Source organism: Stenotrophomonas sp. BIGb0135, assembly GCF_024810105.1.
GTDB classification, from domain to species: domain Bacteria; phylum Pseudomonadota; class Gammaproteobacteria; order Xanthomonadales; family Xanthomonadaceae; genus Stenotrophomonas; species Stenotrophomonas maltophilia_AB.
This window is the reverse complement of record NZ_JANUDX010000001.1, coordinates 430482-445330: the sequence shown is the minus strand read 5'-3', so window position 1 is coordinate 445330 and position 14849 is coordinate 430482. Positions and strand designations below refer to the sequence as shown.

Annotated in this window: 14 protein-coding genes; 11 read left to right on the top strand and 3 right to left on the bottom strand. The window is 69.9% G+C overall.

The window, feature by feature from the left end; all coding sequences use genetic code 11:
• Nucleotides 1–18: 18 nt before the first annotated feature.
• The 3 genes from lldR to dld are packed head-to-tail and all read left to right on the top strand — an operon-like array spanning nt 19 to nt 3655.
• The gene (gene lldR / locus M2421_RS02005) at nt 19–783 is read left to right on the top strand and encodes a transcriptional regulator LldR (protein ID WP_259202899.1); all 765 of its coding nucleotides are present in this window, start codon (nt 19–21) and stop codon (nt 781–783) included.
• 5 nt (nt 784–788) lie between these two features.
• Nucleotides 789–1949, top strand: a complete 1161-nt coding sequence (gene lldD, locus M2421_RS02000) for an FMN-dependent L-lactate dehydrogenase LldD (RefSeq protein WP_259202898.1) — start codon at nt 789–791, stop codon at nt 1947–1949.
• Entirely contained in the window at nt 1946–3655 is a 1710-nt protein-coding gene (dld, locus tag M2421_RS01995) for a D-lactate dehydrogenase (protein ID WP_259202897.1), read from the top strand. The genes lldD and dld overlap by 4 nt, the downstream gene beginning before the upstream one ends.
• 66 nt (nt 3656–3721) lie before the next feature.
• Here the strand turns inward: dld and M2421_RS01990 are convergent, their stop codons facing one another.
• Entirely contained in the window at nt 3722–4027 is a 306-nt protein-coding gene (locus tag M2421_RS01990) for an I78 family peptidase inhibitor (RefSeq protein ID WP_259202896.1), read from the bottom strand.
• A 109-nt stretch (nt 4028–4136) separates the two neighbouring features.
• Here M2421_RS01990 and M2421_RS01985 point away from each other — a divergent pair, with 109 nt between their 5' ends.
• Nucleotides 4137–4631, top strand: coding sequence for a DUF1543 domain-containing protein (locus M2421_RS01985; protein ID WP_259202895.1), 495 nt, complete (start codon nt 4137–4139; stop codon nt 4629–4631).
• A gap of 7 nt (nt 4632–4638) precedes the next feature.
• On the opposite strand, the gene M2421_RS01980 is transcribed toward M2421_RS01985, so the two are convergent.
• Nucleotides 4639–5421, bottom strand: a complete 783-nt coding sequence (locus M2421_RS01980; protein WP_259202894.1) for a hypothetical protein — start codon at nt 5419–5421, stop codon at nt 4639–4641.
• Between the two features lie 135 nt (nt 5422–5556).
• Between M2421_RS01980 and M2421_RS01975 the strand changes: the two genes are divergently transcribed.
• The 7 genes from M2421_RS01975 to M2421_RS01945 all read left to right on the top strand — a co-directional run bounded on the left by M2421_RS01975 (nt 5557) and on the right by M2421_RS01945 (nt 13391).
• Nucleotides 5557–6168 (top strand): decarboxylase, encoded by a 612-nt coding sequence (locus M2421_RS01975; protein ID WP_259202893.1) that lies wholly within the window; start codon nt 5557–5559, stop codon nt 6166–6168.
• A 40-nt stretch (nt 6169–6208) separates the two neighbouring features.
• Nucleotides 6209–6979 (top strand): CDP-diacylglycerol diphosphatase, encoded by a 771-nt coding sequence (locus M2421_RS01970; protein WP_259203532.1) that lies wholly within the window; start codon nt 6209–6211, stop codon nt 6977–6979.
• A gap of 67 nt (nt 6980–7046) precedes the next feature.
• A complete protein-coding gene (locus M2421_RS01965) occupies nt 7047–7949 on the top strand; it encodes a hypothetical protein (RefSeq protein WP_259202892.1) in 903 nt (300 codons plus the stop codon).
• A 151-nt stretch (nt 7950–8100) separates the two neighbouring features.
• The gene (locus tag M2421_RS01960) at nt 8101–8865 is read left to right on the top strand and encodes a SapC family protein (protein ID WP_259202891.1); all 765 of its coding nucleotides are present in this window, start codon (nt 8101–8103) and stop codon (nt 8863–8865) included.
• Between the two features lie 392 nt (nt 8866–9257).
• Nucleotides 9258–11987 carry a TonB-dependent receptor gene (locus M2421_RS01955; RefSeq protein ID WP_259202890.1) on the top strand — a complete coding sequence of 910 codons (2730 nt, stop codon included), beginning with the start codon at nt 9258–9260 and terminating at the stop codon, nt 11985–11987.
• Between the two features lie 283 nt (nt 11988–12270).
• Nucleotides 12271–12726 carry a GNAT family N-acetyltransferase gene (locus tag M2421_RS01950; protein WP_259202889.1) on the top strand — a complete coding sequence of 152 codons (456 nt, stop codon included), beginning with the start codon at nt 12271–12273 and terminating at the stop codon, nt 12724–12726.
• A 233-nt stretch (nt 12727–12959) separates the two neighbouring features.
• A complete protein-coding gene (locus tag M2421_RS01945) occupies nt 12960–13391 on the top strand; it encodes a hypothetical protein (protein WP_259202888.1) in 432 nt (143 codons plus the stop codon).
• Between the two features lie 12 nt (nt 13392–13403).
• Here the strand turns inward: M2421_RS01945 and M2421_RS01940 are convergent, their stop codons facing one another.
• The gene (locus tag M2421_RS01940; protein ID WP_259202887.1) at nt 13404–14774 is read right to left on the bottom strand and encodes a serine hydrolase; all 1371 of its coding nucleotides are present in this window, start codon (nt 14772–14774) and stop codon (nt 13404–13406) included.
• Nucleotides 14775–14849: the final 75 nt, after the last annotated feature.

The window sequence follows — 14849 nt, the reverse complement described above, 5'->3', positions numbered from 1 at the left end:
GCGCCTGCCGGTGCGGGCATGAAGGCCGATCGCGTCTCCGACAGGGTGGCCGCGCAGCTGCGCTCGCTGGTCCACGCGCAGCAGTTGCAGCCCGGCGACCGGCTGCCGGCCGAGCGCACGCTGGCCGTGCAGTTGGGCGTGTCGCGCACCGCGCTGCGCGAGGCGATCGCGCAGCTGTCCAGCCAGGGCCTGCTCACCGCCCGGGTGGGCGGCGGCACGTTCGTGAGCGAGCCGACGGCGCAGGCGCGCGCGGCCATCGATGCCCCGTTGCTGCCGTACCTGCCGGTGTTCCAGGGCGATCCAGCCTACCGTTTCGACGTGCTCGAGATCCGCCACGCGCTTGAAGGTGCGACCGCCTGGCATGCCGCGTTGCGCGCCACCGATGCCGATCATGCGCGTATCCGCGCCGCGTTCGACACGCTCATGGCCGCGCATGGCCGGGACGATCCGGCGGGTGAGGCGCGCGCCGATGCAGGGTTCCACCTGGCCATCGCCGAGGCGGCGCACAACCTGGTGCTGCTGCAGGTGATGCGCGGCCTGTTCGAGCTGTTGCAGACCAATATCTCGCAGAGCCGCGCCATGCTCTTTGCCTCCCCGCGCACGTCCGAGCCGCTGTCGGCGCAGCACCGCGAGATGATGGAGGCGGTGCTGGCCGGCGACCCCGAGCGTGCGCGTGCCGCCTCGCACGCGCACCTGGAATTCGTGCACGCCGCGCTGCGCACGCTCGACGACAACGACGCCCGGCGCGCACGCGCCTCACGGCTCCCTGCTGCCCACCGTTGACCGCCATGATCATCTCCGCCTCCACCGACTACCGTGCCGCCGCCCGGCGCCGGCTGCCTCCGTTCCTGTTCCATTACATCGACGGTGGCGCGTACGCCGAACACACGCTGCGCCGCAACGTGGCCGACCTGGCCGATATCGCGCTGCGCCAGCGGGTGCTGCGCGACATGGGCGCGCTGAGCCTGGAGACCGAGCTGTTCGGTGAGCGGCTGGCGATGCCGGTGGCACTGGGGCCGGTCGGGTTGACCGGCATGTATGCGCGTCGCGGTGAGGTGCAGGCGGCGCGTGCGGCGGCCAGCCGCGGCATCCCGTTCACCCTGTCCACCGTGTCGGTCTGCCCGATCGAGGAAGTGGCCCCGGCGATCGAGCGGCCGATGTGGTTCCAGCTGTACGTGCTCAAGGACCGCGGTTTCATGCGCAACGCGCTGGAGCGGGCCAGGGCGGCGGGGGTGACCACACTGGTGTTCACCGTGGACATGCCCACGCCGGGCGCGCGCTACCGCGACGCACACTCGGGCATGAGTGGTCGCAACGCCGCGGCGCGGCGCATGCTGCAGGCGCTCACCCATCCGCGCTGGTCCTGGGACGTGGGCCTGCGTGGCCGCCCGCATGACCTGGGCAACATCTCCACCTACCGCGGCAGCCCGACCGGGTTGGCCGACTACATCGGCTGGCTGGGCGACAACTTCGACCCCTCCATTTCGTGGCGGGACCTGGAATGGATCCGCGCATTCTGGACCGGGCCGATGGTGATCAAGGGCATCCTGGACCCCGAGGATGCGCGCGATGCGGTGCGCTTCGGCGCTGACGGCATCGTGGTCTCCAACCACGGCGGGCGCCAGCTCGATGGCGTGCTGTCCAGTGCGCGGGCACTGCCGGCGATCGCCGATGCGGTCAAGGGCGAACTGAAGATCCTGGCCGATTCAGGCATCCGCAACGGGCTGGACGTAGTGCGCATGCTCGCGCTTGGCGCCGACAGCGTGCTGCTGGGCCGCGCGTTCGTCTACGCGTTGGCGGCACGGGGCGAGGAGGGCGTGGCCCATCTGCTGGACCTGTTCGCCAGGGAGATGCGCGTGGCGATGACGCTGACCGGCGCCCGCACCATCGCCGAGATCAGTCGCGATTCCCTGGTGGACGCCAGCCGCCGCGCCGCAGGTGCGCCATGAGCGGTGCGGGCGACGGCACGGTGGGACTGCTGGCGCGATTGCGCGGCATCGTCGGCACCGCGCACGTATTGAGCGACGACAGGCCGACCCGGCGGTTCCGCACGGGCTACCGTTTCGGCGACGGCCCGGTGCTGGCGGTGGTGCGCCCCGGCACGCTGGTGGAGCAGTGGCGCGTATTGCAGGCGATCGTGGCGGCCCAGGCGATCGTGATCATGCAGGCCGCCAATACCGGGCTGACCGGCGGCTCCACGCCGGACGGCAGCGACTACGATCGCCCGGTGGTGATCATCAACACGCTGCGCCTGACCGGCATCCAGCTGCTCAACGCGGGCCACCAGGTAGTGTGCCTGCCTGGCGCCACCCTGGACCGGCTGGAGCAGGTGCTGGCACCGCTGGACCGCGAGCCGCATTCGGTGATCGGGTCGTCCTGCATCGGCGCCTCGGTCCTGGGCGGGGTCTGCAACAACTCCGGTGGTGCGCTGGTGCGGCGCGGGCCGGCCTACACCGAGATGGCGTTGTTCGCCCAGGTGGATGCGCATGGGCGGCTGCAGCTGGTCAACCACCTGGGCATCGCCCTGGGTGATGACCCGGAGCAGATCCTGGACCGGCTGCAGCGCGGCGACTACCGCGAGGCCGATGTCGACAATGCCACGGGACGCGCCGCCGCCGATCCGCGGTACGCCGCGCAGGTGCGCCAGGTCGACGCGCCCACGCCGGCCCGTTACAACGCCGATCCCTCGCGCCATTACGAAGCGGCCGGTTCGGCTGGCAAGCTGTCGGTGTTCGCGGTGCGCCTGGATACCTTCGCGCGCGAGCCGGCGGAGGTGTTCTACATCGGCAGCAACGCGATGGAGGATCTGACCGGGATCCGCCGGCACCTGCTGACCGCCTTCGAGCGCCTGCCGATTTCCGGCGAATACCTGCATCGGGAGGCCTTCGACATCGGTGCGCGCTATGGCAAGGACACCTTCCTGCTCATCGATCGGCTGGGCACGGCGCGGGTGCCGGCGGCATTCGCGCTGAAGAGCCGGATCGACGGGGCGTTCGAGTCGATCGGTCTGCGCGGCGTCACCGACCGGGTGATCCAGGCGCTGGTACGGCGGCTGCCGGACCACCTGCCGCCACGTATGACGCAGTTCCGTGACCGTTACGAGCACCACCTGCTGCTGAAGGTCTCCGCGCTGGATGCGGCGGCCACCGAGGCGTTCCTGCGCAGCTGCCTGGAGCAGCGCGAGGGTGACTTCTTCCGCTGTACGCCCGAGGAAGGACGCAAGGCCTTCCTGCATCGTTTCGCGGTCGCCGGCGCGGCGGTGCGTTACCGCGCGGTGCATCGCGATACGGTGCAGGACATCGTGGCGCTGGACGTGGCGCTGCGCCGCGACGACCGGCAGTGGGTGGAGCAGCTTCCGGCCGAACTGGATGCGCGGCTGGCCGGCAAGCTGTACTACGGGCATTTCTTCTGCCACGTGTTCCACCAGGACTACATCGTACGCAAGGGCGAAGATCCGCTGGCGATCGAACACGCGATGTGGGCGTTGCTGGACCAGCGCGGCGCGGAATACCCGGCCGAGCACAATGTCGGCCACCTGTATCCGGCCAAGCCGGCGCTGGCGGCGTTCTACCGCAGGTTGGACCCCACCAACGTGTTCAATCCCGGCATCGGCCAGACCCCGAAGACGCACGGCTGGGGCGGCTGCAAGCCGTAGCGCCGCCCCCTTGTGGGCCGCGCGGGAACGCCGACGCCGGATGGCGCAGCCACGCGTGGCGTGGCGCTACTCGCAGCGTACGGCGGTGATCACGTTGTCCTTGTCGATGAACACGCGCAGGCGATCCTGGCGGAGGTCGCGGGTGGTGATGGTGCCGGGGCCGATCGGATTGACCAGGCCGGCGCCGCTCTGTGCGGAGAGCTTGCGCATGGTGGCTTCATCGGCCGGCTGGCCGACGGCCCAGTCCAGGCCGGCGCCCTTGCACAGCCCGGGGCCCTTGACCTCCGGTCCGGGGGTGCTGACGCAGGCGCCCAGCGCCAGGCTGGACATGGCGGCGAGGGTGGGGGCCACGAGGCGGAAAAGGGCTGGCATGCGGTCGCTCCTGCGGGGTCTGCTGCCGAAGATACCACCGCCGGCCCCTGCGCCGCGTGGGCGCGGGGCTACACTACGGCCCGTTGGAAACACTCCGGGAGACAGCGCAGTGCTGCACGTGTTCATGCTGGGCGGGCGCCACCCACAGGCGCGGATCGAAATCCATGACGTGGCCTTCGCCAACGTCGAGCGGATCGAGGACGCCTACCCGCAGCTGCGCCGCGACTGGTTCGGCCAGGCCAAGGGCCTGCACGTGGATGGCTGGCTGGCGGTGGACGGGATCGACGGCTACCAGGTGCGCTTCGGCGATGCCGCGCCGGCGGCAGGCGCGCCGCGGCTGTACTTCGTCAACCTGGGCGGCTATGTGCCGCACTCGCTCGGCGAAGCGCACGACTACCTGCTGCTGGTCGCCGACGACGACGGGGAGGCCCGGCGCAAGGCCCGGCAGCGCCGCGATGCAAGCTGGATCAAGCCGCATACCGACGCCTTGCTGGACGTGGACGACTGCATCGCCATCGACCAGGTCGGCGGCCGCTACGTACAGTTGCTGCCCGGCCCGCACCTGGGCATCGCATTGGCCAGCGACTACATCGTGATCGGCTGACGGGCGCTTACGGGGCGTCGCCGTTGCCGTCGTTGTCGCCGTCTGGCACCGGCAGCACCCGCACCGCGTCCCACACGGCGTCCAGGTGCTGGCGGAACGCGATCGGCGCAGCGGCCAGCGCGGGGTCGTCCTGGCGCTCGCCGCCGAACGGTTCCTCCCCGGGGAGGCTGACCAGCGACTCGCCTTCGATGCCGTAGCTGCGCGCGCCGTCGATCAGGGTGATGTGGATCGCCTGCGGGTCCACGCCGCCGCCGCAGAAGGTGTGGCTGGCCAGGGTGATTTCCGCCTGCCCATCGCCGTCCAGATCGGTGGCGCCCACCTGGTCCAGCAGCCAGCCGGCGTCCAGGTCCAGCCCCGGGCAGGGCACGCGGATCTCGCGCTGCCAGCGCTGGCGGTAGCCCGGCGCGTCGGTGCGCTCGAGCAGGGTGGCGCTCAGCACGGCGACGGCGAGGGTGTCGCCGGGGGTGTCCGGGTCGGCTTCTTCGCGGTCGGCGCGTTCCACTACCAGCAGGCCCTCGCCATGCCGATCGCGGAAGCGCACCGGTATGCGCTTCCCGCCCAGGCCAAGCGCCTGCGCCTGGGCGGCGGACAACCCAGGCAAGGTCTGGAAGGCCGCACTGGCGGGCGCAGTCGCGGGCACGGTCGCGGGCACGGTCGCGGCCCCGGCGGGCACTGTCGCCGGCGCCGGCGGCGGCAACGGTGCCGCACCACAACTGGCAAGCAGCATCGCCGCGGTGAGTGACAGACAGGCGGGATGCAGTCGCATCCGGAGCGGGTGGGGAAGGGGCATGGGCAATCCGTTGCGTGGCAGCGCCGATGATCGCGCGAACGGTGCCCGGCACGCCAGCATTGCTCCCTCCGAGCCGCTGGCGCATAGTGTCGCGGCAATGTGAAGACGCGATGGATGATGATGATGTTCGAGGGGATGTTCGCAGGCCGCTTGGCCCTGCTGTTGGCTGCTGCCTTGGTGGGCACCTCCGCCGCGTCGGCGGCCGAGCCGCTGGTGGGCGGCTGGCGCAACCTGCATTCGGCCAGTGGGGCCGAGCCGATGCTGCGCGACGTGCCGTTCGCGGTGCTGCCACGCGCGGCGACCGAGGGCGATCGCTTCGCCATCCTGGACCGCGAGTCCAAACGCGTGGTGTGCTGCCTGGTGGTGGACAGCCCGCGGCTGGACGCGATCGCGCTTGAAACCCGCTACCGCCTGCCTGGCGTCTGGATCGCCGACCTGACCGGTGACGAGGCCTACAACCGTCGCCGTGGCGAACCGCACGTCTACGCGATGAAGCGCGTGGACGACCTGGTCGACTATGCCTACAGCGATGCACCCGAGGCCTACAGCGATCTGGGCGGGCTGCTGTTGCCGGCCGATGCCGGCATGGACGCGTCCGGCACGCTCACCCTGGGCGCGGACCGCTACCGCCTGCAGTTCACGTCGCTGCCGTTCGCCGACGAGAACGGTGCGCTCGACCGCTACACCCTGCAGCCCGCCGGCAGCGCCCCGGCGCTGGTGGTGGAAGTGCCGTTCAGTACCTACTGAGCGGGCGAGGGGGTCGATGGTGAGGGTACGTTCGGTGTGGTTGATCGCGTGTGCGTGGCTGGTGGGCTGTGCCACGCCCGCGCCGGTGGCGCCGGCCAAGCCGCCACCGAACCCGGATGCGCTGTGGGGGTTGATCCAGCGCGACTGCATCGGGCCGGGCACTCCCCGGGGCGATTGCCTGGCGGTGGAGACAGCGCCGGCGCGCCGCGACGTGGTGTTCAAGGACGCGCACGGGGACTACCAGTTCCTGCTGATGCCGCTGGACAAGGTGAGCGGCATCGAGAGCCCCGCGCTGCTGCGCGCCGGCGCGCCCAATTACTTCGCCAGTGCGTGGGACGCACGCTGGCGTACCGCGCTGGCGTTGGGACGGCCGTTGCCGCGCGAGGTGGCCAGCCTGGCGTTGAACTCGCCACATGGGCGCTCGCAGCACCAGTTGCACATCCACATCGACTGCCTGCGCGCGGACGTGCTGGCGCAGCTGGCGCGGATGGGGGAGGGCATCGATACGCGCTGGAAGCCACTGCCGGAGCCGCTGCGCGGCCATGTTTACCAGGCGCGCCGCGTGCAGGGGGCGACGCTGCAGGTGGACCCGATCCAGCTGCTGGCCGGTGAACTGGCCGGCGCGCAGGACATGGGCCATTGGTCGCTGGTGGTCAGCGGCGCACACGACCGTGACGGCCAGCCCGGCTTCCTGCTGCTCGCCACGCGCATGGACGAGGCCGCCGGCAACGATGCCAGCGGCGAAGAACTGCAGGATCACGCATGCGCCGCGGTGACCGGTGCGGACGGGCCGCTGGACGGCGTGCGCTGAGCCACCGCATCGCTGGGCTATCATGCCGCCTCTCGACACGCGCCCTGCGGCGCGCAGGATGCGATACATGGCAAGGAAGCGTGACCCGTTTTTCTCCCGTCTGACCCTGCTCGCGCTGCTTGCGCTGGCCACTGACGCGGCCCTCGCCGCCCGCCCCGCCGATGGGTTTGCCGACCGCGCCGGCAACCGGCTGGAGGCGCTGATCGAGCAACCGGCGCCGACCGCGCCGGACGCCGATGATCGCGACGCCTCGCCGCGTTACTGCACTGCCGACCACCAGTGGTGCGTGCGTACCCGCGCCGACGCCGGGGACGGCACCGCCCAGTTGGAGGTGGAGCATCATGTGGCCGGCGACGCCGAGCCGCGCATGCGCTTTGTGCCGCTGACCGGCCTCGCCGAGTCCGGAAGCGTGCGGCCATGGCCGTTCATCGTGCGCATGGCGCCGGGCATCGGTGCGCCGCAGGTGCCGGCCGATCCGGCCCAGGCACAGCTGCAGAACGTGCTGGTCGGCGTGCTCGACGAAGCCACCACCGGCTACTCCGGCGGCGGTGCCAGTGCCTCAACGGTGCGGCTGGCCCGGATCTACCACCAGGACGACGGCGTCCAGGTGGACGCGGACGTGCTGGTCCTGCCCGCTGACGGCAACGCGTCGATCCGGGCCTGTTTCAGCGCAGCCGACACCACGCAGCGGGCGGGTGCCTGCCATGACGAGTACACCTTCTCGGCGGACGTGACGCTGGACCCGGCCGGGCAGGGCATGCCGGTGCTGCGCTACCGCACCACCGCCACCCGCTACCCGGCGGGCGTCTCGCGGCGCGAGGATTCGCTGGCCAAGCCGCCGCTGCGGCGCAAGGACCTGCGTACCGAGACCGTGGCGGCCTGCTCGTTCCTGCGCGTCCTGCACTTCGATGGCGCCCGTTACCAACCGGATTCGCCGTTGCCGGACTGTGCCGATTACACCGGTCTCTAGAGGGCGACGCCGCGGCGGCAATTCAGGCCGGATGCAGGGGCCCTGTTGTCCAGGGCCGCACATTCGTCATGGAGCCACGCTATAGTTGCCGATCAATGCGGTGCCCGCTTTCGCGCCCGGGCTGTCTGGCGCGCCGTACCTGACTTATTCCATGACTGCTGAAACGACTACTCCGCCGGCTCCGGCCCAGGCTTCCAGCCCGCTGTTCTACCGCGAGCCGCTGCCGCTGCAATCGGACAAGCACGCCAACTGGCGCCTGGTGCAGGGCACCGTGTCCTTCGCCGCCGAAACCAACGCCATCCCGGCAGTGGTGGGTGAATTCGGCCTGGCCGCGCAACACTTCCCGATCCTGTTCACCGGCAACGATGCCGCCCCGATCGTGGCCGTGGGCCTGGCCCGCAACAACCTGTTCATCGACGGCGACAAGTGGGCCCAGGACACCTACGCACCCGCGTACGTGCGCCGTTACCCGTTCGTGTTCATGCAGGGCGAACCGGACAGCGATTACATGCTGGCGATCGACGCCGGTGCCGAACACGTCAACCAGGGCACCAGCGAAGAAGGCGAGCCGCTGTTCGTGGACGGCAAGCCGACCGAACTGCTCGACAACGCCATGCGGTTCTGCGGCGACTTCACCCGCGAGCATGAGCTGACCCGTCAGTTCAGCGCGGCGATCAAGGCCCAGGACCTGCTGATCGATCGCAGCATCGATGTGACGTTGAACAACGGCGAGCAGATGTCGGTCAACGGCTTCCAGGTGGTGGACGTGGAAAAGCTGGCCAAGCTGCCCGACGACGTCGTCCTGGCCTGGCACCGCAACGGCTACCTGGCGCTGGTGCACCACCACCTGAGCTCGCTGGCGCGCTTCAACGCGCTGGTGCAGCGGCAGAGCCTGCAGGCCGCTGCCAAGGCCTGACCGGCCTGGCAAGGCGTTGCAGTGAAACGGCGGCCGCAGGGCCGCCGTTTCTGTTTTGCATCCCGGCGCGGCCCCAGCGCTGCCGCGGCGCCCGCACTGCGGCTGGTCGGGACCCTGCAGCATCTGCAGCAGCAGCGCGCCGTAGGCGGCGCGGTCGTCGGGAAGAGACACGGGATGGTTCCGCAACGACGTGGCGCCACGTCGACGCAGCAGCCGGCAAGGCATCGCACGCGCGGGCCACGCGCGATGGGCCTTAGGCGGAAAGCCGATATGCATATCGCGGGCGATCATTTCCGGGGCGGGTGCCCATTCAGCAGACTGGCGCGCCCTCCGGCCCCCCCGCGGCAATGGCTTGCCCGCACCGGAGCGACTCTCCCCATCCTGGAACCTGCATGTCTTTGCTTCGTCGTCCGCTGCGCCTGCGTCCCCTGGTCGTGTCCCTGCTGCCGCTGCTTGGCATCAGCCCGCTGGCGCTCGCCGCCGAGGGCGCCGCCCCCACCGAACTGGAGGCGGTCAAAATCACCGGCTCGCGCATTCCGCGTGCCAGCGTGGAAGGTCCATCCCCGGTCACCGTGATCACCCAGCAGCAGATCGAGGCGCAGGGCTACCGCAGCGCGTTCGAAGCGCTCAGCGCACTGACCGAGAACACGGGCAGCGTGCAGGGCGAGGACTTCGGCAATACCTTTACCCCGGCCGCCAATACCATCAACCTGCGCGGGCTCGGTCCCAACCGCACCCTGGTGCTGGTCAACGGGCGTCGCCAGTCGGACTACCCGCTGGCCTACGAAGGCTCGGTCAACGTGGTCAACCTGGCCAATATCCCCAGCGCGCTGATCGACCGCATCGAGGTGCTCACCGGTGGCGCGTCGGCGGTGTACGGCTCGGACGCGATCGCCGGCGTGGTCAACATCATCCTGAAGAAGACCTACGAAGGGGTGGGCATCAACCTCAAGGCCGGCACCACCGGGCAGGGCGGCGGCGACAACCAGCGACTGCAGGTGGTCGGCGGCAGTTCGAGCGACCAGTGGGACGCGATCTTCGGCCTGGAGATCGCCAATCGCAAGGCGATCTACGGCTCGCAGCGCGACTTCATGGATTCGCTGACCGACGACCCGCGCGGCGTGGCTCCGTTGCCGACCGCCGTGGCCTATCGGCGCAACGCCAGCACCAGCACCTACATCGACCCGGGCCTGGCCGGCTGCGATGCCAGCGCCGGCCTGTACGGTGGCAGCGTGTTCCGGGCGCAGAACCCGCGGCAAGGCGCGTACTGCGGCAGCAACGAGGCCGCGGCCACCTTCTGGACCGTGCAGACCGAGAAGCGCAACATCGATGCCTACAGCGCGTTGACCTGGCGCCTCAACGACCGCCAGGAGCTGTTTGCCGACGTGGCCATCGGCACTGCGCGCATCTACAACAACACCCGTGCGCCCAGCTGGACGTCGTCGCGCAACTATTTCTACAACCAGGCCAGCGGCCAGCTGGAAAGCTGGTATCGCCGTTTCGCGCCGGAGGAGATCGGTGGCGTACAGCGCAACGCCAACCGGTTCCTGGAGACCTCGTGGTCGTTCAACGTCGGCGCGCGCGGCAGCCTGGGCAGCTCGGACTGGGACTATGAAGCGGCCTACAGCCGTTCGCGTTACGAAAACCGCACGCGCCGCCCGGTGCTGCTGGCCGGCATCAACGACTACCTGCTCGGGCCGAAGCTGGGCACCCGCAACGGCGTGGATGTGTATGCCCCGGACCCGGCGCGGCTGTACCAGCCGTTGACCCCGAACGAGTACGCCGACCTCTCGGCCACCCAGGAAAGCCGCAACGCGGCGTGGCTGCAGGCGGCCACCTTCAGCGTCAACGGGCAGCTGTTCGATCTGCCCGGTGGACGTGCCGCGCTGGCGGCGGTGCTGGAAGCGGGCAGCCAGGGCTACAACAACCGGCCGGACCCGCGCCTGGCCACCGGCGAATTCTGGAACACCAGCGCTGGCATCCCGGCCGGCGGCGAGCGTGACCGCTATGCGGCCGGCGTGGAACTGCAGCTGCCGCTGCTGGAACGCCTGACCGCCACGGTGGCCGGTCGTTACGACCAGTACCGCGCGGCGGGCGACCACATCGGCAAGGCCACCTGGAGCGCCGGGCTGGAGTTCCGCCCGATCGACACGCTGCTGCTGCGCGCGAGCGCGGCCACCAGCTTCCGCGCGCCGGACATGAACTACGTGTTTGCCAGCGAAACCCGCGGCTACAACCCGGGCATGACGGACTACTGGCGCTGCCGCAGTGCCGGCCAGGCGTACGACGACTGCGACTACAGCGGCCTGTCCATCGACTACACCAGCGGCGCCAATCCGCAGCTGCAGCCGGAGTCGGCCACGTCCTATGGCGCAGGGTTTGTGTGGTCGCCATCGCCGAATGTCGACTTCACCGCCGACTACTACGACATCCGCATCGACCAGGAAGTGACCAACCTGGATTCCTCGCGGATCCTGCGCGACGAAGCCGATTGCCGCCTCGGCCAGACCGTGGGCGGGGACGCGCGCGACATCAACTCGGCGCAGTGCCAGGACGCGCTGTCGCGGGTGATCCGCAACCCGGCCGACGCCGCAGTGCAACCCAACCAGGTGGTGCGCGTGCTGATCAACCCGATCAACGCCGCCTCCGAGTCGGTGCGCGGCATCGACCTGAAGGCGAACACGCGCTGGGATGCCGGCCGTTACGGCCAGTTCTCCGCGCGGCTGGCCTATTCGCTGGTAATCGACCACGAGTACCGCCAGTTCGCCGAGGACGAGGCGATCGACCAGCGCAACTCGCTGGATTCCTACCAGTGGCGCAGCAAGGTCAACGGCAGCGTGACCTGGGCGATCAACGACTGGACCGCCACCCTGTACGGCATCCGTTACGGCTCGCTGCCCAAGACCGATGGCAGTGGTCGCATCGCCCCTTACATGACCTACAACGCCAGCGTGTACCGCAGGCTCACGGACAACGCGAGCGTGGGCCTGATCGTCAACAACCTGCGCGACAGTCGGCCCCCGGCGGACAGGAACGGTGGGGGCTGGCCGTTCTATCCGGTCGGCAACTACGACCCGTATGGCCGTCAGCTGTGGCTGGAGTTCGATTACCGCTTCCTGTAATCGGCGCGCTGCTGTGATCGCAGCAGAGACCCGGCATCGCCGGGCCTCTGTGTGCGCAGCTTGGGTCCAGGTGCGACATCCACCGCCACCCGGTGACGGCAGCAGCGACATCGACAGGGCAATCAGCACGCCGGTGTCGCGGAGTGTGTCCAGCCACGCGGCATCCACGTGCAGCGTCGGGGTGCTCCATGCCGTCGTGCAGCCGATGACGCCAACGGCGCGGCGTGGACGGCGCCATCTGCGCTATTGTCCGCGTTCGAATCATCGATCAGGACGCCGCTGCATGCCCATTACCTACCGCACCGCCATCGCCGACGATGCCGCCGATTGCATCGACCTGCGCGGTCGCACCCGCGAGAACGCATTCTCGGCGGCGCAACTGGCGGCGCTGGGTATCACCGTGGAGAGCTGGGCGGAGGGCATCGCGCAGGGTGGGTTTCCCGGCCACGTGGCCGAGGTCGACGGGCGCATGGTCGGCTACTGCTTTGGTGATCGCGACAGTGGCGAGATCATCGTGCTGGCGTTGCTGCCGGACTGGGAGGGCAAGGGCATCGGCAAGGCGCTGCTGGCGCGGATGGTCGAGGATTTCCGCGGCTGGGGATTCGCACGTCTGTTCCTGGGGTGCGCGGCCGATCCCGCGGTGCGCTCGCACGGGTTCTATCGCCACCTGGGATGGCGGCCGACCGGGGAAATCGATGACCTGGGCGATGAGGTCCTGGAGTTGCGCCTGGCAGTGTGATCGTTTCGATGTTTGAGGTCGGATAGTCCGCACGGCGCGGTAGGTGCAAGGCCCGCCGCCGCGGAAACGCCACCTGCGTCGCGGTAGCGGCAGTGCGTACGCGGGATGCTGGCGGCAGGTCAGGGAGACTGCCGATGCCATCGCGATCTACAGCACGACCCGTTGTCTGCTTCTTGCTTTGGACGCTTGCGCTGATGCCCGCAGGCTCAGCAGCGCCGGCGCCCACGCCCGAAGTGCAGCAGATCCATAAATGCCGGGTGGATGGTGTGGCCACCTTCCAGCGCCATGCCTGCGCCGACGGCCAGGCCGAGCAGGCCTGGGAGGTGGACGTGGTGCCGGCCGAGCGCCGGCACGCGGCACGGATCGAGGCGATCCGCCGCGAGTTGCTGGCGCGCAAGCGGGCGCTGGAGGCCGAGCGCGCGCCACCGCATCAGCATCAGCATCAGCATCAGCATCGCCGGCCACGCCCGGCACGCCGTGACGGCAGTGCGCCCAGGCGGCGCGCACCGGCACCCCCCGGCGCGGTCATTTCGCTGCATCAGCAGCCGCGCGCGTGCGCAACGGCCCGAGGCCAACGTGAGCGGGCGTACGCCCGGGCAGGGATGACGCGCCGCTTCGCGCTGAGCCGGCAGATGGACGACCGCGTGTACGCCGCGTGCCGGTGACGGGCCACGGGTTCAGGGCGTACGGGGCAGCGGCCGGGTCATCAGGTAGCGCGCCAGGGCATCGAAGGCGGGCAGGGTGGTGGGGTCGTTGGCCGCGTTGCCCGCGGTGGGATGGGAGCCAAAGCGGGCGATGACCACCTTGGCGGTCGGATCGATGTACAACGCCTGGCCGTGCACCCCCCGTGCCATGTAGGCACCGTGGTCGTTATGGCTGACCCACCACATGCCGCGATAGCTCCAGCCCGGCAGCAGCGGATAGCCAGCCTTGGCGAAGGCCCGTTTGTCGCCGCCGGCACGGATGCGTGCGATGGCGGCGGCGGGCACGATCTGCTGGCCATTGGCGCGGCCGTCCTGCAGCAGCACCTGGCCGAGCCGCGCCAGGTCGCGCAGGCCGGCATTGAAGCCGCCGCCGGCGAACGGCGTACCGGTGGAGTCGACGGTGTAGTAGGCGTCCTGCTCGGCACCGAGGCGCTTCCAGATGCGCTCGGACAGCAGGGTGGAGACCGGCGTGCCGGTGCGGCGGGCGATGATCCAGCCGAGGGCGTCGGTGTTGATCGTCTTGTAGCCGAATGCCTGGCCGTGGCGGCCCTGCTTCTGCACGGTGGTGAGGTAATCGTAGTAGCTGCGCGGCCCGGTGTAGCCGGGTGCGGGTGGCAACGTGCTGCCGGCGGCCGAGAACTGCCAGACCTCGGCGTTGGGGTCGGCGTAGTCTTCGCTGTAGCGCAGCGCGGTGGTCATCTCCAGCACCTGCCTGACCGTGGCGTCGGCGAAGGCGCTGTGGGCCAGTTCGGGGATGATCGCGCCGACCGTTTCGTTCTCGTCGATCACCCCCTCGGCGACCAGCATCTCGCCGAGCAGGCCGGTGATCGACTTGGTGACCGACATCGCGCCGTGCTGGCCATCGGCCTGCAGGCAGCCGGCATAGCGTTCGTAGACCACCACGCCGTCGTGCAGCACGACGATGCCGTCGGTGTAGTTGGCCTGCAGCGACTGCGCCCAGGTCATCGTGGCGTGCGTGTTCAATGGCGTGAACAGCAGCGCATCGATGGCGGGATCCGACTGTTGCGGCAGCGGTGAGGCCGCGCCGCTGCCTCGGCTGACCCCGACCGTCGGCATCAACTGGCGGAAATGGCAGGCGGTCCAGCGCAACTTCGGGAAGCTGAAGTAGTCGTCGTCGGTGTAGCGGATGCGCTTGGCCTCCGGCGGCGGGAAGCCCTGCATCCAGCCCAGCGCCTGCGGGTCGGAGGCGGCGGCGTCCAGGGGCGGGGTAGTCCTTGGCGCAGCATGCGCCACCGGGAACAAGGCGAGCGCGGCCAGCAGTGCCGCCGCGCGGGCCAAGGGCAGGTGCGAACGGGTCCGGCGGGCCGGTGCGGTGGTCGCCATGGCCATCTCCTCATGCGAGCGCAAGGATTCCTGCGGTTACCCGAGAGGGTACTGCACCGCGCGTGGCAGCGGGCA

Coding starts and splice junctions, on each gene's coding strand:
- lldR (WP_259202899.1), top strand. CDS start 19: ATGAAGGCCGATCGCGTCTCCGACAGGGTGGCCGCGCAGCTGCGCTCG.
- lldD (WP_259202898.1), top strand. CDS start 789: ATGATCATCTCCGCCTCCACCGACTACCGTGCCGCCGCCCGGCGCCGG.
- dld (WP_259202897.1), top strand. CDS start 1,946: ATGAGCGGTGCGGGCGACGGCACGGTGGGACTGCTGGCGCGATTGCGC.
- M2421_RS01990 (WP_259202896.1), bottom strand. CDS start 4,027: ATGCCAGCCCTTTTCCGCCTCGTGGCCCCCACCCTCGCCGCCATGTCC.
- M2421_RS01980 (WP_259202894.1), bottom strand. CDS start 5,421: ATGCCCCTTCCCCACCCGCTCCGGATGCGACTGCATCCCGCCTGTCTG.
- M2421_RS01975 (WP_259202893.1), top strand. CDS start 5,557: ATGTTCGCAGGCCGCTTGGCCCTGCTGTTGGCTGCTGCCTTGGTGGGC.
- M2421_RS01965 (WP_259202892.1), top strand. CDS start 7,047: ATGGCAAGGAAGCGTGACCCGTTTTTCTCCCGTCTGACCCTGCTCGCG.
- M2421_RS01960 (WP_259202891.1), top strand. CDS start 8,101: ATGACTGCTGAAACGACTACTCCGCCGGCTCCGGCCCAGGCTTCCAGC.
- M2421_RS01955 (WP_259202890.1), top strand. CDS start 9,258: ATGTCTTTGCTTCGTCGTCCGCTGCGCCTGCGTCCCCTGGTCGTGTCC.
- M2421_RS01950 (WP_259202889.1), top strand. CDS start 12,271: ATGCCCATTACCTACCGCACCGCCATCGCCGACGATGCCGCCGATTGC.
- M2421_RS01940 (WP_259202887.1), bottom strand. CDS start 14,774: ATGGCGACCACCGCACCGGCCCGCCGGACCCGTTCGCACCTGCCCTTG.